The sequence below is a fragment of the Streptomyces sp. sk2.1 genome (genome assembly GCF_008120935.1).
GTDB lineage: Bacteria > Actinomycetota > Actinomycetes > Streptomycetales > Streptomycetaceae > Streptomyces.
Window position 1 is genome coordinate 676,870 of the sequence record NZ_RDBO01000077.1, and the last position, 20,596, is coordinate 697,465.

Annotated in this window: 14 protein-coding genes and 2 pseudogenes; 12 read left to right on the forward strand and 4 right to left on the reverse strand. The window is 72.7% G+C overall.

Features of this window, described 5'->3' with window-relative positions; genetic code table 11:
• Nucleotides 1-2 precede the first annotated feature (2 nt).
• Nucleotides 3-473, forward strand: coding sequence for an MGMT family protein (locus EAO76_RS30300; RefSeq protein WP_148839086.1), 471 nt, complete (start codon nucleotides 3-5; stop codon nucleotides 471-473).
• Nucleotides 474-916: 443 nt separating this feature from the next.
• Entirely contained in the window at nucleotides 917-4,363 is a 3,447-nt protein-coding gene (locus EAO76_RS30305) for an ATP-dependent DNA helicase (protein WP_148839087.1), read from the forward strand.
• Between the two features lie 76 nt (nucleotides 4,364-4,439).
• On the opposite strand, the gene EAO76_RS30310 is transcribed toward EAO76_RS30305, so the two are convergent.
• Nucleotides 4,440-5,345: an SAM-dependent methyltransferase gene (locus tag EAO76_RS30310; RefSeq protein WP_148839088.1), complete on the reverse strand. Its 906-nt coding sequence runs from the start codon at nucleotides 5,343-5,345 to the stop codon at nucleotides 4,440-4,442.
• Between the two features lie 96 nt (nucleotides 5,346-5,441).
• Between EAO76_RS30310 and EAO76_RS30315 the strand changes: the two are divergent.
• From EAO76_RS30315 to nudC, 3 genes and pseudogenes are all read left to right on the forward strand, one after another.
• Nucleotides 5,442-8,995: pseudogene (locus EAO76_RS30315) on the forward strand (UvrD-helicase domain-containing protein).
• A 72-nt stretch (nucleotides 8,996-9,067) separates the two neighbouring features.
• Nucleotides 9,068-10,462, forward strand: a complete 1,395-nt coding sequence (locus EAO76_RS30320; protein WP_148839089.1) for a dipeptidase — start codon at nucleotides 9,068-9,070, stop codon at nucleotides 10,460-10,462.
• 44 nt (nucleotides 10,463-10,506) lie between these two features.
• A complete protein-coding gene (nudC, locus tag EAO76_RS30325) occupies nucleotides 10,507-11,454 on the forward strand; it encodes an NAD(+) diphosphatase (protein WP_148839090.1) in 948 nt (315 codons plus the stop codon).
• Nucleotides 11,455-11,568: 114 nt separating this feature from the next.
• Here nudC and EAO76_RS30330 read toward each other — a convergent pair whose 3' ends face one another.
• Entirely contained in the window at nucleotides 11,569-11,823 is a 255-nt protein-coding gene (locus EAO76_RS30330) for a mycoredoxin (protein WP_148839091.1), read from the reverse strand.
• A 346-nt stretch (nucleotides 11,824-12,169) separates the two neighbouring features.
• Here EAO76_RS30330 and EAO76_RS30335 point away from each other — a divergent pair, with 346 nt between their 5' ends.
• From EAO76_RS30335 to EAO76_RS30355, 5 genes are all read left to right on the forward strand, one after another.
• Nucleotides 12,170-14,383: an ATP-dependent DNA helicase UvrD2 gene (locus tag EAO76_RS30335; protein ID WP_148839092.1), complete on the forward strand. Its 2,214-nt coding sequence runs from the start codon at nucleotides 12,170-12,172 to the stop codon at nucleotides 14,381-14,383.
• A gap of 163 nt (nucleotides 14,384-14,546) precedes the next feature.
• A complete protein-coding gene (locus EAO76_RS30340) occupies nucleotides 14,547-14,879 on the forward strand; it encodes a hypothetical protein (protein ID WP_148839093.1) in 333 nt (110 codons plus the stop codon).
• A gap of 173 nt (nucleotides 14,880-15,052) precedes the next feature.
• Complete coding sequence (locus EAO76_RS30345) at nucleotides 15,053-15,421, forward strand: WhiB family transcriptional regulator (protein WP_148839094.1); 369 nt, start codon at nucleotides 15,053-15,055, stop codon at nucleotides 15,419-15,421.
• Between the two features lie 32 nt (nucleotides 15,422-15,453).
• Entirely contained in the window at nucleotides 15,454-15,777 is a 324-nt protein-coding gene (locus EAO76_RS30350; protein ID WP_148840388.1) for a hypothetical protein, read from the forward strand.
• 206 nt (nucleotides 15,778-15,983) lie between these two features.
• Nucleotides 15,984-16,211: a hypothetical protein gene (locus EAO76_RS30355; protein ID WP_262375832.1), complete on the forward strand. Its 228-nt coding sequence runs from the start codon at nucleotides 15,984-15,986 to the stop codon at nucleotides 16,209-16,211.
• A gap of 182 nt (nucleotides 16,212-16,393) precedes the next feature.
• On the opposite strand, the gene EAO76_RS30360 is transcribed toward EAO76_RS30355, so the two are convergent.
• Nucleotides 16,394-17,836, reverse strand: a complete 1,443-nt coding sequence (locus tag EAO76_RS30360) for an AarF/ABC1/UbiB kinase family protein (protein WP_148839095.1) — start codon at nucleotides 17,834-17,836, stop codon at nucleotides 16,394-16,396.
• A 41-nt stretch (nucleotides 17,837-17,877) separates the two neighbouring features.
• Nucleotides 17,878-19,012, reverse strand: a pseudogene (locus EAO76_RS30365) (ThiF family adenylyltransferase).
• A 219-nt stretch (nucleotides 19,013-19,231) separates the two neighbouring features.
• Here EAO76_RS30365 and EAO76_RS30370 point away from each other — a divergent pair.
• Nucleotides 19,232-19,855 (forward strand): M48 family metallopeptidase, encoded by a 624-nt coding sequence (locus EAO76_RS30370; RefSeq protein WP_148839096.1) that lies wholly within the window; start codon nucleotides 19,232-19,234, stop codon nucleotides 19,853-19,855.
• A 107-nt stretch (nucleotides 19,856-19,962) separates the two neighbouring features.
• Nucleotides 19,963-20,596: TerD family protein (locus EAO76_RS46750; RefSeq protein WP_262375833.1), on the forward strand; the 634-nt coding region annotated here is incomplete at its 3' end.

Below are 20,596 nucleotides of genomic sequence, written 5' to 3' on the forward strand. Positions count from 1 at the left end.
GGATGAGCCAACACCGGACGAGCGGCGGCGGGACGAACGGCGGCCGGACGGGCGCCGACCGGGCGGGGAACGACCGGCCGGGCACCGGACCGACGGTCCACGAGCTGCCGGAGTACGCGGAGCGGGTGCTCGACGTCGCCGAGCTGATCCCGCCCGGCCGTGTCATGACGTACGGGGACGTCGCCGAGTGGCTGGGCGACGGCGGCCCGCGCCAGGTCGGCCGGGCCATGGCGCTGTACGGGTCCGCGGTGCCGTGGTGGCGCGTGGTGCGGTCCGACGGGGTGCTGCTGCCCGGCCACGAGCTGCGGGCACTGGATCACTACCGCGAGGAGGGCACCCCGCTGCGCGAGGCGTCGCGCGGCGCGGAGGGCCATCTGCCGCGCCTCGACATGAGGCGGGCGCGGTGGGACGGCGTCGCCGCGGACGGGGACGGCGGCGCGGACCGGGACAGGGGCGGAGGTGCTCACATCTGACAGCTTCGGCCATTCGGCGGCGCGGCGGGCGGCGTCGGGGCCGTACGACGCACCAGATGTGCGGGGGACGACGCCCGACGGGACCCGCGCCGCGGGCCGGGACAAGGCCCGCACGGCCGGACGTGCAGGTTCCTGCCGAGCGGTACGGGGCGTGCGAGCAGCGCGAGTTGTACGGGGCGGAGTGCGCGGGCCGCGCGCCGCGCGTGCCGTGTGCGGCGCACGCGATGTACGTGATGTGTGTGACGCGCGTGATGTGCACGACGTGCGTGATGTCCGACACGGTCGGGCGTACGGTGCGACGTCCGGCCGTGTCCGCGCCCCGGAACGTGACGAGGCACGCAGCGCGCACGTCCCGCACCGCGCCGCCGCTGGCGTAGCGTCGTCAGCCCGCGCACCGCACCGCATCCTCACCACCAGCACACCCACCAGGACCGGCGATCCACGTGAGTTCCTCCTCCTCCACCCGGCACAGTCCGTACCGTCAGGAACGACGGCGGACCACGGGCGCGTACCGACTGGTGCGTACTCCGCCGGGCTCCGTGGAACCCCCTCTTCTGGACGCGGCACAGCGCGCGGTGGTTGATCACCCCGGCGGCCCGCTCCTGGTGCTCGCCGGACCCGGCACCGGCAAGACGACCACGCTCGTCGAGGCGATCGCCGCCCGGATCGCACGGGGCGCCGACCCCGCCCGCCTCCTGGTGCTCACCTTCAGCCGCAAGGCGGCCGTGGAACTGCGCGACCGGATGGCCGCCCGGCTCGGTGCCGCCCGCGGCCCGCAGGCCACCACGTTCCACTCCTTCTGCTACGCGCTGGTCCGCGCCCACCAGGGCGCCGACCTCTTCGCCGAACCGCTGCGACTGCTCTCCGGGCCCGAGCAGGACGTCACCGTCCGCGAGCTGCTCGCCGGTCAGCTCGAACTGGAACGGGACGGCTTCCCCCACATCCGCTGGCCCGACGAGCTGCGGGCCTGCCTGACCACGCGCGGCTTCGCCGACGAGGTGCGCGCGGTGCTGGCCCGCAGCCGGGAACTGGGCCTGGGACCGGACGCGCTGGCCGACTTCGCCCGCCGCACCGGCCGGCCCGACTGGGGCGCCGCCGCCGAGTTCCTCGCCGAGTACCTGGACGTGCTGGACGCGCAGGGGGTGCTGGACTACGCGGAGCTGGTGCACCGCGCCGTGCTGCTCGCGGAGCGCCCCGAGGTGGCGGCGCTGCTCGCGGGGCAGTACGACGCCGTGTTCGTCGACGAGTACCAGGACACGGACCCGGCCCAGGTGCGGCTGCTGCACGCGCTGGCCGGGAACCGGGGGAGCGCCCGGGGCACCGGGGGCGGCCGGGACCTGATCGCCTTCGGTGACCCGGACCAGTCGATCTACGCGTTCCGGGGTGCCGACGTGAACGGCATCCTCGACTTCCCGGAGACGTTCCGGCGGGCGGACGGCGCCCCGGCCCCGGTCGGTGTGCTCACCACCTCGCGCCGGTCCGGGGAACGGCTGCTGGCCGCCACCCGGCTGCTGACCCGCCGAATGCCGCTGACCCGGCTCCCCGCGGAGAAGGTCCGCGCCCACCGGGAGCTGGCCGCGGTCCACGAGGGCGGGAGGGTGGAGGCGTACACCTACCCGACCGCCTCCACGGAGCTGGACAACATCGCGGACCTGCTGCGCCGGGCCCATCTGGAGGACGGCGTCCCGTGGAACGAGATGGCGGTGCTCGTACGGGCCGGGGGGCGCACGATCCCCTCCCTGCGCCGGGCCCTGACATCCGCCGGCGTGCCCCTGGAGGTCGACGGCGACGACCTTCCCCTGCGCCACGAACCGGCGGTGGCCCCGCTCCTGACCGCCCTGCGCGCGGTCGCCACGGCGGCCCTGCACCGGGGCGTGCCGGGCGGGGAGGGGACAGCGGACACGAGGGACGCGACCGGGGCACCGGAAGAGCCGGAGGAGGAGGCACCGGCGGACGGGGCTCCGGAAGAGGGGAGTGGTCGGGCACCCGACGACGGGACCCGCCGGCTGGACACCGAGACCGCCCTGACCCTCCTCGCCTCCCCCCTCGGTTCCATGGACGCGGCCGACCTGCGCCGCCTCGGCCGGGCCCTGCGCGACGAGGAGCGGGCCGCCGGGAACCGGGTACCGGCACCCTCCGGCGACCTGCTGGCCCGTGCGCTCGCCGAACCCGAACGGCTCGTCACGCACGATCCGGCGTACGCCCGCGGGGCCCAGCGGCTCGGCGCGCTCCTGCGCAAGGCGCGCGAGCTGCTCGAAGGGGGCGGCACCGCGGAGGAGGCGCTGTGGGCGCTGTGGTCCGGCACCCCGTGGCCGTCGCGGCTGGAGCGCGCCGCGCTGCGCGGCGGCGCGGCCGGGCGCAACGCCGACCGTGACCTCGACGCGGTCTGTGCCCTCTTCGACACCGCGGCCCGCGCCGAGGAACGCACCGGCGGGCGCGGCGCGCTCAACTTCCTGGAGGAGGTCGACGCCCAGGACATCGCCGCCGACACCCTCTCCCGGCGCGTGGTGCGCCCCGACGCCGTACGGCTGATGACCGCGCACCGCTCCAAGGGGCTGGAGTGGCGCCTCGTCGTCGTCGCGGGGGTGCAGGAGGGGCTCTGGCCGGACCTGCGCCGCCGGGGCTCGCTGCTGGAGGCGGACCGGATCGGCCGCGACGGCCTGGCCGAGCCGCTCACCCCCGGCGCCCTCCTCGCCGAGGAACGCCGGCTCTTCTACGTCGCGGCGACCCGCGCCCGGGAACGCCTCGTCGTCACCGCGGTGAAGGCCCCCGCCGACGACGGCGACCAGCCGTCCCGCTTCCTCGCCGAACTCGGCGCCGAGCCGCGCGACGTCACCGGCCGCCCGCGCCGCCCCCTCGCCGTCGCCGCGCTCGTCGCCGAACTGCGCGCCACCACCGTCGATCCCGAGGCGTCCGACGCCCTGCGGGAGGAGGCCGCCCGCCGTCTCGCCCGCCTCGCCGCGCTCACCGACGAGGAGGGCGCGCCGCTCGTACCGGCGGCGCACCCCCACCGCTGGTGGGGTCTGTACGAGCCGACCCGTTCCGCCGTGCCGCTGCGCGACCGGGACCGGCCCGTGGCGCTGTCCGGCAGCGCGCTCGACCAGCTCGCCAACACGTGCGCGCTCCAGTGGTTCCTCGGCCGCGAGGTGAAGGCGGACGTCCCGGCGACGGCCGCCCAGGGCTTCGGCAACGTCGTCCACGTACTCGCCGACGAGGTGGCCTCCGGGCACACCCCCGCCGATCTGGACGTCCTGATGGAACGGCTGGACTCGGTCTGGGACGGCCTCGTCTTCGACGCCCCCTGGAAGTCCCGGCAGGAGAAGGACCAGGCGCGGATCGCCCTCGAACGCTTCCTGCGCTGGCACGTCATGGACCGCACCGGCCGCACCTCCGCCGCGAGCGAGCACGACTTCGACGTGACGCTGGAGGCGGGGGAGTACGAGGTGCGCATCCGGGGCTCCATGGACCGCGTCGAGCAGGACGCCGAGGGCCGGGCCTACGTCGTCGACTTCAAGACCGGCAAGCAGGCCCCGACCAAGGACGAGGTCGCCCGCCACCCCCAGCTCGCGGTGTACCAGCTGGCCGTCCGGGAAGGGGCGGTCGACGAGGTCTTCGACGGCCGGCGCCCCGAACCGGGCGGCGCCGAACTGGTGCAGCTGCGCCAGGCCGCCGCCAAGAAGGAGGGCGGCGACGCCCTTCCCAAGGTGCAGGCGCAGCAACCGCTCGACGGCGGGGACGGCGGGGGCGAATGGGTCTCCGACCTGCTGGCCACGGCCGCGGGCCGGGTCCTGGACGAACGTTTCACGCCCTCGACCGGCCAGCACTGCGGGCACTGCGCCTTCCGCGCCTCGTGCAGCGCGCAGCCGGAGGGCCGCCACATCCTGGAGTGAGACCCGGAACGGGACAGGGCCCGGCACGTACAGGAGCCGGGCCGTGCCCGGTGCGTACGGGAACGCGGCCCGGCCGTCAGGGCTTGCGGGCCATCACTCCGTACACGCTCACGTCCGCGTCCGTGACGTCGTTGATCCGCCGGTAGCGCGTACGGTCCAGCTTGTCCAGACCCGCCACGAACTCCGGGTCCGGGTCGGCGGCCTCGGGCAGGTCCACGACCTCCTCGGGACGCCAGCGGTGCACCGGTACGACACCCGGCTCCAGCAGCTCCAGACCGTTGTCGGTGACGAAGCGCTCCACCTGGGCGCGCGAGCGGCGGACCATGGCGAAGCCGCGCTCCTCGAACGCCTTCGTCACCTGCCCGACCTGCTCGGGGTTGAGGTCCGAGCTGACGTTGCTCAGGACGAGGTAGCTGCCGGGTGCCAGGGCGCCGAGCAGCCGCTCGACGACCGGGTACGCCTCGTCGTCCTCGATGAAGTGCAGCACGGCGGCGAGCACGAGAGCGACCGGCCGGTCCAGGTCCAGGGTGCGGCGGGCCGCCTCCAGGATCGTGTCCGGATCGCGCAGGTCCGCCTCGATGTAGTCGGTGCGCCCCTCGGGACCGCTGGTCAGCAGGGCCTGCGCGTGGACGAGGACGACCGGGTCGTTGTCCACGTACACCACCCGCGAGTCCGGGGCGATCCCCTGGGCGATCTGGTGCACGTTCGCTTGCGTCGGCAGCCCCGTGCCCACGTCCAGGAACTGCCGCACCCCGGCCTCGGCGGCCAGCGTCACCGCCCGCCGCATGAAGTCCCGGTTGTGCCGCACCGTGAGGTACCCGCGCGGATTGGCGGCCAGTGCCATGGCCGCGGCCTCCCGGTCCGCCGGATAGTTGTCCTTGCCGCCCAGGAAGACGTCGTAGACCCGCGCCGGGTGCGCCTTCGTCGTGTCGATGCGCCCACGGAGTTCCGCGGCGTCCGGGGCGGGTGCGTCGGCGCTCATGTGACCTTCCTCATAAGGCTGTTGATGCGACAGGAAGTCAATGTAGACGGTGATCGGGGGCAGGGGTTGTCGGTGGGGCCGGTTAGCCTCGGTGGGGTGTCCTCACGCATCACCGATCCCGAGCAGCTCAAGGAGCTCCTCGGGATTCCGTTCACCCCCGAGCAGACGGCCTGCATCACCGCGCCGCCCGCACCGCAGGTGATCGTGGCCGGGGCCGGGTCGGGGAAGACCACGGTGATGGCGGCCCGGGTGGTGTGGCTGGTGGGGACCGGCCAGGTGGCGCCCGAGCAGGTACTCGGGCTGACCTTCACCAACAAGGCGGCCGGCGAGCTCGCCGAACGCGTCCGCAAGGCCCTGATCGCGGCCGGGGTCACCGACCCGGACGCGATCGACCCGGACGATCCCCCGGGCGAGCCCAGCATCTCCACGTACCACGCCTTCGCCGGCCGGCTCCTCACCGAGCACGGGCTGCGCATCGGGCTCGAACCCACCACCCGCCTCCTCGCCGACGCCACCCGCCACCAGCTCGCCGCCCGTGTGCTGCGCGAGGCCCCCGGCCCCTACCCGGCCCTGACCAGGTCGTTCCCCACCCTGGTCAGTGATCTGCTGGCTCTGGACGCCGAGCTCGCCGAACACCTCGTACGGCCCGAACAGCTCGCGGAGCACGACACCGGCCTCCTGCACACGCTCGAATCGGCCCGGCTCACCAACGCCGAACTGCGCAAGGTCCCCGAGACCACCGAGGCCCGTCGCGAACTGCTCCAGCTGACCCGCCGCTACCGCGAGGCCAAGCGGAGCCGCGACCTCCTCGACTTCGGCGACCAGATCGCGCTCTCCGCCGAACTGGCGCTCACCCGCCCCGAGGTCGGCGCGATCCTGCGCGACGAGTTCCGGGTCGTCCTGCTCGACGAGTACCAGGACACCTCCGTCGCCCAGCGGCTGCTGCTCTCCGCCCTCTTCGGCCGCGGTCCCGATTCCGGCCCCGGTCCCGGTCCCGATTCCGGCCCGGGCCCCGGTCCCGATTCCGGCCCGGGCCCCGGCCCCGATTCCGGCACCGAAGCGCCCCGGGGGGCGGTCGCGACCGGGCACGCGGTCACCGCCGTCGGCGACCCCTGCCAGGCGATCTACGGCTGGCGCGGCGCCTCCGTCGCCAACCTCGACGACTTCCCGCTCCACTTCCCGCACGCCGACGGCACCCCCGCCACCCGCCACTCCCTCAGCGAGAACCGCCGCAGCGGCGGCCGGCTCCTCCACCTCGCCAACGGCCTCGCCGCCCCGCTGCGCGCCATGCACGAGGGGGTCGAGGCGCTGCGCCCCGCCCCGGGCGCCGAACGCGACGGCATCGTCCGCTGCGCCCTGCTCCGTACCCACGCCGAGGAGATCGACTGGCTCGCCGACTCGATCGCCCACCTGGTGAGGACCGGCAAGGAACCCGGCGAGATCGCCGTCCTGTGCCGGACGGCGGGCGACTTCCCGGAGATCCAGGCCGCGCTCGTGGCCCGTGAGGTCCCGGTCGAGGTCGTCGGCCTGTCCGGGCTGCTGCACCTTCCCGAGGTCGCCGACCTCGTCGCGGTCTGCGAGGTCCTCCAGGACCCCGGGGCCAACGCCTCCCTGGTCCGGCTGCTCACCGGCCCCCGCTGGCGCATCGGCCCCCGCGACCTGGCCCTGCTCGGCCGCAGGGCCCGGCTCCTCGTCCACCGCGCGGCCCACGGCGACGACGAGGACTTCGACCCCGACCGCCGTCTCGCCGAGGCCGTCGAGGGCATCGACCCGGCCGAGGTGATCTCGCTCGCCGACGCGCTGGACACCTTCCTCGAATCCGGCGGGGAGGAGGACGACGGGCTTCCGTTCTCCGCCGACGCCCGGGTCCGCTTCGCCCGCCTCGCCGCCGAACTGCGCGACCTGCGCCGCTCGCTGGCCGATCCCCTGATGGACGTGCTGCACCGGGTCCTCGCCGCCACCGGCCTGGAGGTCGAGCTCTCCGCGTCGCCGCAGGCCCTGGCCGCCCGCCGCCGCGAGACCCTGGGCAACTTCCTCGACGTCGCGGCCCGCTTCTCCGCCGTCGAGGGCGACGCCACCCTCCTCGCCTTCCTCGGCTTCCTGCGCACCGCCGTCCAGTACGAGAAGGGCCTGGACAACGCCCTGCCCGGCGGGGAGAACACCGTCAAGGTCCTCACCGCCCACAAGTCCAAGGGCCTGGAGTGGGACGTCGTCGCCGTGCCCGGCCTGGTCACCGGCCAGTTCCCCAGCGGTCAGTCCCGCGACGCCTGGACCGCCCAGGCCAAGGTCCTCCCGCACGCCCTGCGCGGGGACAGGGCCACCCTCCCCGACATCCGCTCCTGGGACGCCAAGGGCCTCAAGGGCTTCAAGGAGGAGATGAAGGAGCACCAGTACACCGAGGAGCTCCGCCTGGGATACGTCACCTTCACCAGGCCCCGCAGCCTGCTGCTCGGCTCCGGCCACTGGTGGGGCCCGTCCCAGAAGAAGCCGCGCGGCCCGTCCGGCTTCCTGCACGCGCTGTACGAGCACTGCGCGGCCGGGCACGGCGAGATCGAGGTCTGGGCCGACGAACCGGCCGAGGACGAGGAGAACCCGGCGCTCGCGGAGCGGACCGCCGACCAGGCGTGGCCGCTTCCCCTCGACGACCTCGCGCTGGCCCGCCGCCGCGCCGCCGCCGACGCGGTGCTGGCACACCTGAAGACCCTGGCCACGACGGCCCCCGCCGCCGACCCGGAGCCGTACGCCGGGGAGGAGGACCCGTTGTTCCCGGACGGGGACGACCCGTTCCCCGACGAGGAGCCCCCCGAGTTCTCCGATTTCTCCGAGCCTCCTGAGTTCCCCGAGCTTCCTGACGAGGAGCTGTACGCCGACGACTGGGACGCCCTGCCGACGCGCACATCCCCGCGGCCCGGACCCCCGAGCCCGAGTCCGTGCCCGGTCCCGCCGGGGAGCGCCGTCTCACCCCCGAGGAGTCCCGCACCCTCGCCTCCTGGGACCGCGACCTCGACGCGCTCACCGGCGAACTGCGGCGCGCCCGCGCCACCGTGCGCGACGTCCTCGTCCCCGCGTCGCTCTCCGCCACCCAGCTGCTGCGCCTCGCCGACGACCCCGACGGCTTCGCCCGGGAACTGGCCCGCCCGATGCCGCGGCCCCCGCAGCCCGCGGCCCGCCGGGGCACCCGCTTCCACGCCTGGGTGGAGTCCCGCTTCGAGGAGGTGCCGCTGCCCATGCTCGGGCCCGACGAGCTGCCCGGCGGCGACGGGAGCGAGGCCGAGATCGCCGACGAGCGCGACCTCGCCGAGCTCAAGGAGGCGTTCGAGCGCACCCCGTACGCCCGCCGCACCCCGTACCGCGTCGAGACGCCGTTCCAGATCACCCTGGCCGGGCGGGTGATCCGGGGCCGCATCGACGCGGTGTACCGCACCGGGAACACGTACGAGATCGTCGACTGGAAGACCACCCGCACCAACACCGCCGACCCCCTCCAGCTCGCGGTGTACCGCCTGGCCTGGGCCGAGCTGCACGGGCTGCCGCCCACCGATGTCCTCGCCACGTTCCTCTACGTGCGCAGCGGCGAGATCGTCCGCCCCACCCGCCTCCCGGGCCGCGCGGAACTGGAACGGATCCTGCTCGACGAACAACCGGACTAGCCCCGGCCGGCCGTACCGGCCCCGTACCGCGGGCGGAAGGACCCCACCGGACGAGGCACTAGGCTCAAGGCCATGAGCGACACCCCGGACAGCGCCGTCCGTACGTACACCGAGCAGCACCGCACAGCCTTCCTCGACGACCTCGCCGCCTGGCTGCGCATCCCGTCCGTATCCGCCCAGCCGGAGCACGACGGGGACGTACGGCGCAGCGCCGAGTGGCTGTCCGCCAAGCTCGCGGAGACCGGTTTCCCGGTCGCCGAGGTCTGGGAGACGCCCGGCGCTCCCGCGGTCTTCGCCGAGTGGCCGTCCGACGACCCGGACGCCCCGACGGTTCTCGTCTACGGGCACCACGACGTGCAGCCCGCCGCCCGCGAGGACGGCTGGGCCACCGACCCGTTCGAGCCGGTGATCCGCGACGGCCGCATGTACGGGCGGGGCGCCGCCGACGACAAGGGACAGGTGTTCTTCCACACCCTCGGTGTCCGGGCCCACCTCGCCGCCACCGGCCGCACCGCACCCGCCGTCAACCTCAAGCTCCTGATCGAGGGTGAGGAGGAGTCCGGTTCCCCGAACTTCCGCGCCCTGGTCGAGGAGCGGGCCGCCCGGCTCGCCGCCGACGCCGTGATCGTCTCCGACACCGGCATGTGGAACGAGACGACCCCCACGGTCTGCACCGGCATGCGCGGCCTCGCCGAGTGCGAGATCGAGCTGTACGGCCCCGAGCAGGACATCCATTCCGGTTCGTTCGGCGGTGCCGTCCCCAACCCGGCCACCGCCGTCGCCCGGCTCGTCGCCGCACTGCACGACGCGGACGGCCGGGTCGCGATCCCCGGGTTCTACGACGGAGTGACCGAACTCACCGACACCGAGCGCGCGCTCTTCGCCGAGCTGCCCTTCGACGAGGACACCTGGCTGCGCACCGCCAAGTCCCGCGCCGCGTCGGGCGAGGCCGGCCACTCCACGCTGGAACGCGTCTGGGCCCGCCCCACCGCCGAGGTCAACGGCATCGGGGGCGGCTACCAGGGCGCCGGCAGCAAGACGATCATCCCGTCCTCCGCCATGGTGAAGATCAGCTTCCGGCTGGTCGCGGGCCAGGACCCCGACCACGTCCAGCAGGTGGTCGGGGCGTGGGCCGGCACGCAGGTCCCGGCCGGTGTCCGGCACCGGATCTCCTTCGCCCCGGCCACCCGCCCCTGTCTGACCCCGCTGGACCATCCGGCCCTGCAGGCCGTGGCCCGCGCCATGGGACGGGCCTTCGGCCAGAAGATCCTCTTCACCCGGGAAGGGGGCTCGGGACCCGCCGCCGACCTCCAGGACGTGCTCGGCGCCCCCGTCCTCTTCCTGGGCATCTCCGTACCGTCCGACGGCTGGCACGCCCCCGACGAGAAGGTCGAGCTCGACCTCCTGTTCAAGGGCGTGGAGACGACCGCGCACCTCTGGGGCGAGCTGGCCGCCGCACTCCGCTGAATCCTCTGAACACCCGATCCATCCCGGGGGAGTAGGAAGCACCTGTGAGCACCTTCGACAACGCCACCGCGGACCGTCCCATCGGTCTCACCGCGCCCAGTGGCATCGACCGCGCGGCGCACCACCGCCTCGACGAGGCGTGGCTGGCCGCCGCATGGAGCCACCCGACCACCCGCGTGTTCGTCGTCTCCGGCGGCCAGGTGCTGATCGACGACACGGCCGAGGGCGGCACGGAGATCGTCATGACCCCGGCCTTCGAGGCCCCGATCACCGAGACCCACCGCTACTTCCTCGGCACCGACGAGGACGGCGTCAGCTACTTCGCGCTCCAGAAGGACTCCCTGCCCGGCCGCATGGACCAGCCCGCCCGCCCGGCCGGCCTGCGCGAGGCCGGCCTGCTGCTCGGCCCGCGCGACGCGGGGCTGATGGCGCACGCGGTGGCGCTGGAGAACTGGCAGCGCCTGCACCGCTTCTGCTCGCGCTGCGGCGAGCGCACGGTCATCGCGGCGGCCGGTCACATCCGCCGCTGTCCGGCCTGCGGCGCCGAGCACTACCCGCGCACCGACCCGGCGGTCATCATGCTGGTGACGGACGAGAAGGACCGCGCCCTGCTGGGCCGCCAGGTGCACTGGCCCGAGGGCCGCTTCTCGACGCTCGCGGGCTTCGTCGAGCCGGGGGAGTCGATCGAGCAGTCCGTGGCGCGCGAGGTGTTCGAGGAGGCGGGGGTCACGGTCGGCGAGGTCGAGTACGTCGCCAGCCAGCCCTGGCCGTTCCCCTCCAGCCTGATGCTCGGTTTCATGGCCCGCGCCACCTCCTCCGAGATCAACGTGGACGGCGAGGAGATCGAGGAGGCCCGCTGGTTCTCCCGCGAGGACCTGACCGCCGCCTTCGAGTCGGGCGAGATCCTGCCCCCGTACGGCATCTCGATCGCGGCGCGGCTGATCGAGCTCTGGTACGGCAAGCCGCTCCCGAAGCCGGGCAGCATCGGCTGACGCACGCCGGGCCCACCCCCGGATCGGTACCGGCATCGGACGGGCGCGTACGGGAACGCCCCCTCCGCGACCGGAGGGGGCGGACGTCCCCCACGGGGGACGGGAGCCGCGGGATCAGGCGGCGAGCGCCTGCTTCACCTGCGCCAGGGACGGGTTCGTCATGACGGCCTCGGCACCCGTGGAACCGACCACCAGGACGGTGGGAACGGTCTGGTTGCCCCCGTTGGCCTTCTCGACGAAGGCCGCGGACTCCGGGTCCTGCTCGATGTTGATCTCGTTGTACGCGATGCCCTCACGGTCCATCTGGCTCTTGAGCCGACGGCAGTAGCCGCACCACGTGGTGCTGTACATCGTCACAGTGCCCGGCATGTCTTCGTGCTCCTCTGGCTCGTCCGTCTTCTCGGACTCGGTCTCGGACCCGGTCCCGTTCTCTTCGCAGTCTCATCCGTCGTGCGGAGAAGCTGGAAAGCGCGCCACCGCGGAACGCGGCACCGCCCGGAAGGGGAACGTACGCGAGCCGACCACCATTCCCGTCACTGCCCCCTGCCCCCTGCCCCCGCCGTACCGCCGCACTGCCGTACCACCGCACCCCTTGCCCTCACGGGCACCGCCCGTATCGGTCGGCCCGGTCGGTAGGGCGTGGCCGGTACGACGAATGCGGCCCCCCTGTGGACAACTTCCGCGTCCGTCTCCTGCGACCTGGCAGCATGGCGGGGTGACAGCAGCAACGCATTCCCCCCTCTTCCCGCAGGTCCCCGAGTCGGCCGATGCCGTGCTCGACGGTCTGGACCCCGAGCAGCGCGAGGTCGCCACGGCCCTGCACGGCCCGGTGTGTGTGCTGGCCGGAGCCGGTACGGGCAAGACGCGTGCGATCACCCATCGCATCGCCTACGGGGTGCGCGCGGGGATACTCCAGCCGACGAGCGTGCTCGCCGTCACGTTCACCAACCGGGCCGCGGGCGAGATGCGGGGACGGCTGCGTCAGCTCGGCGCGAGCGGTGTGCAGGCACGGACGTTCCACTCCGCCGCCCTGCGCCAGCTCCAGTACTTCTGGCCGAAGGCCGTCGGGGGCGACCTGCCCCGGCTGCTGGAGCGCAAGGTCCAGCTCGTCGCCGAGGCCGCGGCCCGCTGCCGCATCCGCCTCGACCGCAACGAGTTGCGGGACGTCACCAGCGAGATCGAGTGGGCCAAGGTCACCCAGACCGTCCCCGCCGACTACCCGGCCGCGGTCGCCAAGACCCAGCGCGACGCCCCCAGGGACCCGGCCGAGATCTCCCAGATCTACGCGACGTACGAGCAGCTGAAGCGCGACCGTTCGGTGATCGACTTCGAGGACGTGCTGCTGCTCACCGTCGCCATCCTCCAGGACCGGCACGACATCGCCGACCACGTCCGCCGCCAGTACCAGCACTTCGTCGTCGACGAGTACCAGGACGTCAGCCCGCTCCAGCAACGGCTGCTCGACCTCTGGCTCGGCGACCGGGACAACCTCTGCGTCGTCGGTGACGCCAGTCAGACGATCTACTCCTTCACCGGGGCCACCCCCGACCACCTGCTGAACTTCCGCACCCGCCACCCCGGAGCGACGGTCGTCAAACTCGTCCGGGACTACCGCTCCACCCCCCAGGTCGTCCACCTGGCCAACGGACTGCTCGGCCAGGCCCGGGGCCGCGCCGCGGAACACCGGCTCGAACTGATCTCGCAGCGCGACCCCGGCCCCGAGCCCGCCTACACGGAGTACGCCGACGAGCCCGCGGAGGCCGAGGGCACCGCCCGCCGCATCCGCGACCTGATCGCGGCGGGCGTCCCGGCCGGTGAGATCGCCGTGCTCTACCGGGTCAACTCCCAGTCCGAGGTCTACGAGCAGGCCCTGGCCGACGCGGGCGTGCCGTACCAGCTGCGGGGCGCGGAGCGCTTCTTCGAACGGGCGGAGGTGCGGGAGGCGGGCGTCGCCCTGCGCGGCGCGGCCCGTGCGGGGAGCAACGACTCCCTGCTCGACGACGCGGAGGGGCTGCCCGCGGAAGTGCGTGCGGTGCTCTCCACCAAGGGCTGGACCCCGGAACCGCCCGCGGGCTCCGGCGCGGTGCGGGACCGCTGGGAGTCCCTGGCCGCCCTGGTCCGGCTCGCCGAGGACTTCGAACGGGCCAAGCCGGGCGCCACGCTCTCCGACCTGGTGGCGGAACTCGACGAACGGGCCGCCGCCCAGCACGCCCCCACGGTCCAGGGAGTGACGCTCGCCTCGCTGCACTCCGCGAAGGGCCTGGAGTGGGACGCCGTGTTCCTGGTCGGGCTGACCGAGGGCATGATGCCGATCGCCTACGCCAGGACCGACGAGCAGATCGAGGAGGAGCGCCGGCTGCTGTACGTCGGCGTCACCCGGGCCCGACTGCACCTCATGCTGTCCTGGTCGCTCTCCCGCTCGCCCGGCGGCCGCGCCGGACGACGCCCCAGCCGCTTCCTGAACGGGCTGCGCCCCGGTTCGGCGGCCCTCGGCGCGCGGCGCGGCGCGGCGGCGACCACCGGCGGGATCGAGAGGGGCCACCAGAGCCAGGGACAGGGCCCGGTCACCAGACGCGGGCGACGTGGCCCCGCCCGGTGCCGGGTCTGCGGCAGAACGCTCACCGACGCGGGCGAGATGAAGCTGATGCGCTGCGACGACTGCCCCTCCGACATGGACGAGGCGCTGTACGAGCGGCTGCGCGACTGGCGGGCGGTCAGAGCGAGGGAGATCGGCCAGCCCGCGTACTGTGTGTTCACCGACAAGACACTGATGGCGATCGCCGAGGCCGTGCCCGGCAGTGAGGGCGAGCTGGCCGGGATCTCCGGCGTCGGTGTGCGGAAGCTGGACCGGTTCGGGACCGCGGTCCTGACCATTTGCGCAGGTGGGACGGTGGATGAAGTGCTCGGGGAAGCCGCTGACGAGAGCTGAGGAAAACTCGTCGAAAAAATAGTTTGCGCGCGCCCCAGTCATCACCATAGGTTCTTAACCACGGAAACAGCGGCTTCTCTGAAGTCCTGGTTCTGTGCTGTACTTATCCGAATACGCAGGACCGGTTCGCCGGTCCCCTGGACGCCGAGAGGAGGCGATTGAAGTGATCAGCATCATCAAGACCAACAAACTGACCGATCTTTCCGTCGTCTCCGCCTGCTCGCTCGGCCTCGCCTGCTCCTCCGAGTCCTCGCTCCGTGGCACCGGTCTGTCCGGCGTTCCTGCCGTCAGCCTGCTGGCCCCGGCGAGCCTCCCCGTGCGGGAGCGCAATGAGCGACCGACCCAGGCACCGGCAGCAGCAGTAGCGAAGGGACAGGCCCAGGCCTATGCCTTTGCCGCCGTCGGTGCGGGAGCGGAATTCGGCACCAAGAAGCAGATGAAGCACCACACGATGTGGGCCTTCCGTGGGCCTGAACCCTGGAGTCATCCAGCCTGATCCACCATCAGGCCGGCGCCTTCAGGGCCGCGGAACCCCACTCGGGATCCGCGGCCCTTTTGTTTTGTCCGAACGGACGAGACAGCGCGAAGGGGCCTCGGGACAAGAAACACCCGGTACCAGCCGCCACCCGGTCAACAGGCCGGAACGAACAGACGAGGACACCACCCACCGTGCAACTCGAAGCGCACGCCCCGTCCGTACCGCCTTCCGACACGATCTCCCCGCCCGGCCTCACGGAGGACTCCACCTTGCTCCCCCTCACCGCGCTCACCGCGCTCGACGACGCCATCGAGAACCTCGGCGTACCCGTTCCGTGCCGTTCCTACGACCCGGAGGTCTTCTTCGCCGAGTCGCCCGCCGACGTCGAGTACGCCAAGTCGCTCTGCCGCACCTGTCCGCTCGTCGAGGCATGCCTCGCGGGCGCCAAGGAGCGTCGTGAGCCGTGGGGTGTCTGGGGCGGTGAGCTCTTCATCCAGGGTGTTGTCGTTGCTCGCAAGCGGCCGCGTGGTCGTCCGCGCAAGAACCCGGTCGCGGCGTGATCGCCGACCTGGGGGTCACGGCCCCCAAGCCCATGAAGCGCATCGGAACCATTGACCGTCCCCACACCCACGATCCCCGAAATCAGGCCCCCATGTCCGTCCCCACGAATGAGCCCGTCGGCTCCGCAACACCGAACGTCACGAACATCGGCGCGAACGACTCGCGTCAGAACAGGACCCGCGAGATGCAACTCATCCCAGAAGCCCTGGCGCGTGCTCATATGCACGACCGCATGAGGGAAGCCGACACGCAACGCCAGGCCGTGCGCCTGGTCACCGCGCGTCGGATGCAGCGCAGGGCGGAGCGCGCCTCGATGCGTGCCCGCCGCGCGCTGGCCATGGCGGTCATGCACTAGCCAGGTCGAAGCAACACCCGCCGCCGGGCAACCGCTCCGCCCGGCGGCGAACAGCACCCACAGTCAGTACCCCTTCCGCGGGGCCGGTCCGGACGGACCGGCCCCGCGGTCGTGCCACACGCGACCGAGCCACATGCCGGTGCCGCCGTGCCGGTGTCGTCATACGATGCCGAGCGGCGCGGCGGCACCGGGGTTATCGTCACGACGTGGACGAGGAGACCCATCACCCGATTCAGCAGCCCGCTCAGCAGTCCGCCCGGAGCGACGAGGCAGCGGCCGTCTGCGCCCTGTGCGGCACCTCCGCCGACAGCGAGAGCGCACCGCCGACCTGGATCTGTTCCGTGGAGAACGGCCGGCGCCAGTACTTCTGCGATCAGTGCGCCCGCACCCACATCAGGGCGATCGAGAGCCGCCTCGACTCCGCCTGGTGGTGACCCGCCAGGTCCCCGCTCAGCAGCGCCCCGTCAAGGAGGCCCCCGGCCGCCGACGTTCCGGCCGAAGACCCCGCCCCGACCGGAACGCGCCAGCCGGAAACACCCTGACCGGGAACACACCGGCCGGAACGCACCTGCCAGGAACACATCCGGCAGGAACGCGTCCGTGGCGTCGCCCTGGCCTAAGCCCCTGCGGGCGCGTCCTCCACCAGTTCCGGTGTCACGCCCTCCCGCTCGTCCTCCACCGGTTCCCGCGCAGCGTCCTCCTCCTCGTACTCCGGCAGGAAGCCCGGCAGCCAGGCTTCGAGCTCATCGCGCAGCCGTACCGTCGCACCCAACTGGCACAGCACCCCGATCGTGCTCAACGTCACCCGGTGTATCAGGAGATAGGCGGGCGGCAGGTTCAGCTGCTTGCCGAGCTGATGCGCGGGGGAGCGGAGGTCCGCGATCTGCGCCGCCTGGGCGCGCAACCAGCTCCGGGTGAAGGTGAACTCCTCCACCTGCGCCGGTTCGATGATGGGCAGGAGGTAATCGAGCACCGCGTCCGGGTCGAGGTCGACCGACTCCTTGACGAACCCCTCCTCGCGCAACAGCTCGTAGACCGCCGCCGCCTCACCCTCCAGCGCCAGCCGCAAGGAGTCGCCGATCGGCTGCGGCAGACCACCCGGCAGCCGGTCCACCGTTCCGAAGTCCAGCACCCCGAGCCGCCACCGGCTCTCCTCGCCGTCCTCGCCGCCCGACCCCTCGTCCGGGGGAAGCAGCCGGAAGTTGCCCGGATGCGGATCGGCGTGCAGCAGACCGGTGCGGGCGGGCCCCGAGAAGAGGAACCGCGCGAGCAACTGACCGGCCCGGTCCCGTTGCTCCGGTGTGCCCTCCGCGATCACGTCGGCCAGCGGAACACCGTCCATCCACTCCGTCACCAGCACTTGGTCGGATTGGTACACCACTTCGGGGATCACGACGTCGGGATCGTCGGCGAACTCCTCGGCGTGGTCCTGCTGCGACCGTGCCTCCTGCTCGTAGTCCAGCTCCTCCGAGACCCGGTCGCGCAGCTCCGTGATGAGCGGCTTGATGTCCATGCCGGGGATCAACGGGCCGAGCACCCGGGCGAATCTGCTGAGCTGGGTCAGATCCGAGAGCAGGGCCTCTCCGGCACCCGGGTACTGCACCTTCACCGCGACGTCCCGCCCGTCGTGCCACACCGCCCGGTGCACCTGACCGATCGAGGCGGCCGCCGACGGGGTGTCCGCGAATTCGAGGAACAACTCCCGCCAGTTCTCGCCGAGCCGTTCCTCCAGCACCGCGTGGACGGTGCCGCTGGGCATGGGGGGCGCGGCCTCCTGGAGTTTGGTGAGCGCCGCCCGGTACGGACCGGCGACCTCCTCGGGCAGCGCCGACTCGAAGACGGACAGGGCCTGCCCCAGCTTCATCGCCCCGCCCTTCAACTCGCCCAGGACCTTGAACAGCTGGTCCGCGGTGCGCTGCTGGACTTCCCGGGCGACCAACTCCGCGGACTTCCCGCCGATCCGTTTGCCCAGGCCCCACGTGGCGCGACCGGCGAACCCCAAGGGCAGGGCGGCCAACTTGGCGGTACGGGTGACCGCCTTCCGGGGAAGATCAGACATGAGCCCCTCCAAATCCCAGACTGCCGTGCCGGGCGCGGCGGTTACCCGGCCATTGTGTCGTGCGTGGTTCCGGCCCCGGAGGAGCACTCCCTCCCAACATGCCCGGCCGCTCCACAGGAGCAGTCGAGATGCGCTCCGATCTGCTCGGACCGCCAGTCCAGCAGCGGCAGCGCCGTCTCCCAGCGCGTCCCGGTGCTCGCGGGCAACTCCCCGTCCAGGAAGGACAACGCGTGGGCGGCCGCCAACCCGGCCACCGCCGTCGCCAGACCCAGGTCACAGGCCTGCACGGCGGCCCGCCGCCCGGACCGCCACTGGGACAGCATCCTGGGCCACTGCTCGTCCCCGTCCGCGCGGTTCAGCTCCAGGCACCCCGCGCAGGCGGTGCCCCCGGGCAGGACCAGCGGACCGACCACTCCCGTCGCCTCCATCACCCCCGCGTAGAGATGAGGAGTGCCCGACGCGATCCATGGTTCGGCCGGACGGGGGTCGGGGGCGTACACCGCGAGGCCGTCGCGCGGGGCGACCACGATCAGCGAGAGCCCCGGCTCGCCATTCGATGGGGAACCCGCCGACTCCGCCGTCCGGGGCGTCGCGCCGATGGCGGATCTGCGGACCAACTGCCGGGCCGCGGTGTCCCGGCGTTCACCGACGGATGTCGGAGGAAGCCCGCCGGGCGAGACGTCCCACGGCTCCGTGTGCCCACCGTCCAGAACCTCCACCCGCCCCCGACAGCACCGCCGCGATCGCGGCTCCGACCCGGCCCGCGCCCCGCACCTGGACCCGCATCGCACGGCGGGCCGCCATCCGGCGCATCCCGCCGCCCGGTTCGGGATGGACGACGGAGAGCGACGCCAGGTCGGGGCGGTGCCGCTCCAACGCACCGGGCCGGTTCCGCAACGCCTCGGTCTCCGGGCCGGCGGCCCGGACGTCGTCGATCAGACCGGCGCTCGCCAAGCGGTTCACCAGCATGTCCACCTGATGTTCCGACAGGTCCAGTGTGCGGGCCTCCTCGTGCAGCAGCGGCAGACCGCGCGTCCCGTCGAGCAGTTCCAGAAAACTGCCCGTGGCGATATCCAGCGGGCCGAACTTCACCGCATGAGCATGGGTCACCCCGAATTGCACGGTGCCCCGACCGCGCCACGCGCGGCGCAGTGCGGGTTTCAACATCGGATGCACGACTACCCCCGGTCTGTGTTCCTCGGTCTCTGTGCGTGGGCCGCGGCCCGGATCTTCGCGAGATCCGTTGTCAGAATGCGACCCGGCGCCAAAACGTGCGGAAAGTTATCCACAGGTAGGGGGTATTAGTCATTCAAATGGTGCGTGCTGTGGCGCGGATCGGACACGAACCGTTCCGGAGGCGGGACTTCCCCCGCCGATTCCGGGTAACGTCGTGGCGTGCCCGCCGACCCGTCACCCGGAATCGCCGGGGGGACCCCTGTGAGTGGCGCCGGAACCCGGCGGCGCGAGGCTCCGGACCGTCCGCCCCGTGCCTCGGCGACGAGCGCGGTCGAGGTCCGCAGGAGCAGCCGCCGCAGCAGAACGGTCTCCGCGTACCGCGAGGGCGACCGCACCATCGTGCTCATCCCGGCCCGGATGTCGGAGGCCGAGGAGCAGCGCTGGGTCGGGGTGATGCTCGACCGGCTCGCGGCGCAGGAGAGCAGACGCGTCCTCGGCGACGGCGAGCTGGCCGAGCGCGCCGAGCGGTTGTCCGCCCAGTACTTCGAGGGCCGGGCCAGGCCGGCGTCGGTGCGCTGGGTGACCAACCAGAACACCCGATGGGGGTCCTGCACCCCGGCGGAGGGCAGCATCCGCCTGTCGCACCGGTTGCAGGGCATGCCCGAGTACGTCGTCGACTACGTACTGGTCCACGAGCTGGCCCACCTGCTCGTTCCCGGTCACGGCCCCCGTTTCTGGCGGCTGCTGGAGGCGTACCCCCGCACCGAGCGGGCGCGCGGTTACCTGGAGGGCGTGGTGGCGGCCGACCGGCTGCCGCAGTTGCCCGCCGCACGCGGTGAGTGACATACGGCGATTCCGTACCAGGTGTGTACCGGCTTAGCTCAATGTCGGAGTTTGCGGTTAGCCTGGCGCGACGCATTCACATTCGGGATGGGGGACGGTCGTTACGCATGGCCAGGGAATTCCAACGCGGCCACAAGGCCAAGATCAGCGATCTCACGCCGGGGACAGACCTGTACGTAGGTGTGCAGATCGCCGGGTCGGGACTGACCTTCGACATCAGTTGCTTCGGCCTCGACGCCGAGGAGCGACTCTCCGACGACCGGTATTTCATCTTCTTCAATCAGCCTAAATCGCCCGAGGAGTCCATTCAGCTCCTCGGTGCCCAGGCAGGCGACACCGAGTCGTTCCGCGTCACCCTGGACCGCATTCCGGCGAACATCCACAAGCTGTCGTTCACCGCGACGATCGACGGGGCCGGGCAGATGTCCCAGATCGGCCCCGGGTACATCCGGGTCGTCGCGGGGGGCGAGGAGGTCGTCAGGTACGCCTTCAACGGCTCGGAGTTCAGCACCGAGCGCGCGGTGATGCTGGGCGACTTCTACCTGAAGGACGTCTGGCGCTTCGCCGCCGTCGGCCAGGGCTTCGACGGCGGCCTCGAAGCGCTGCTGAAGAACTTCGGCGGCGAGGTCGCCGAGGAGGAGCCCGCAGCCCCCCAGCCGCAGGCCGCCGCCCCGTCGTTCGCACCGCCCGCCCAGGCAGCCGCGCCGGCCCCCTGGAGTTCGATGGCGTGCAGGTGGGAGC

Coding starts and splice junctions, on each gene's coding strand:
- EAO76_RS30300 (WP_148839086.1), top strand. CDS start 3: ATGAGCCAACACCGGACGAGCGGCGGCGGGACGAACGGCGGCCGGACG.
- EAO76_RS30310 (WP_148839088.1), bottom strand. CDS start 5,345: ATGAGCGCCGACGCACCCGCCCCGGACGCCGCGGAACTCCGTGGGCGC.
- EAO76_RS30320 (WP_148839089.1), top strand. CDS start 9,068: ATGAGCGACACCCCGGACAGCGCCGTCCGTACGTACACCGAGCAGCAC.
- EAO76_RS30330 (WP_148839091.1), bottom strand. CDS start 11,823: ATGCCGGGCACTGTGACGATGTACAGCACCACGTGGTGCGGCTACTGC.
- EAO76_RS30350 (WP_148840388.1), top strand. CDS start 15,454: ATGAAGCGCATCGGAACCATTGACCGTCCCCACACCCACGATCCCCGA.
- EAO76_RS30360 (WP_148839095.1), bottom strand. CDS start 17,836: ATGTCTGATCTTCCCCGGAAGGCGGTCACCCGTACCGCCAAGTTGGCC.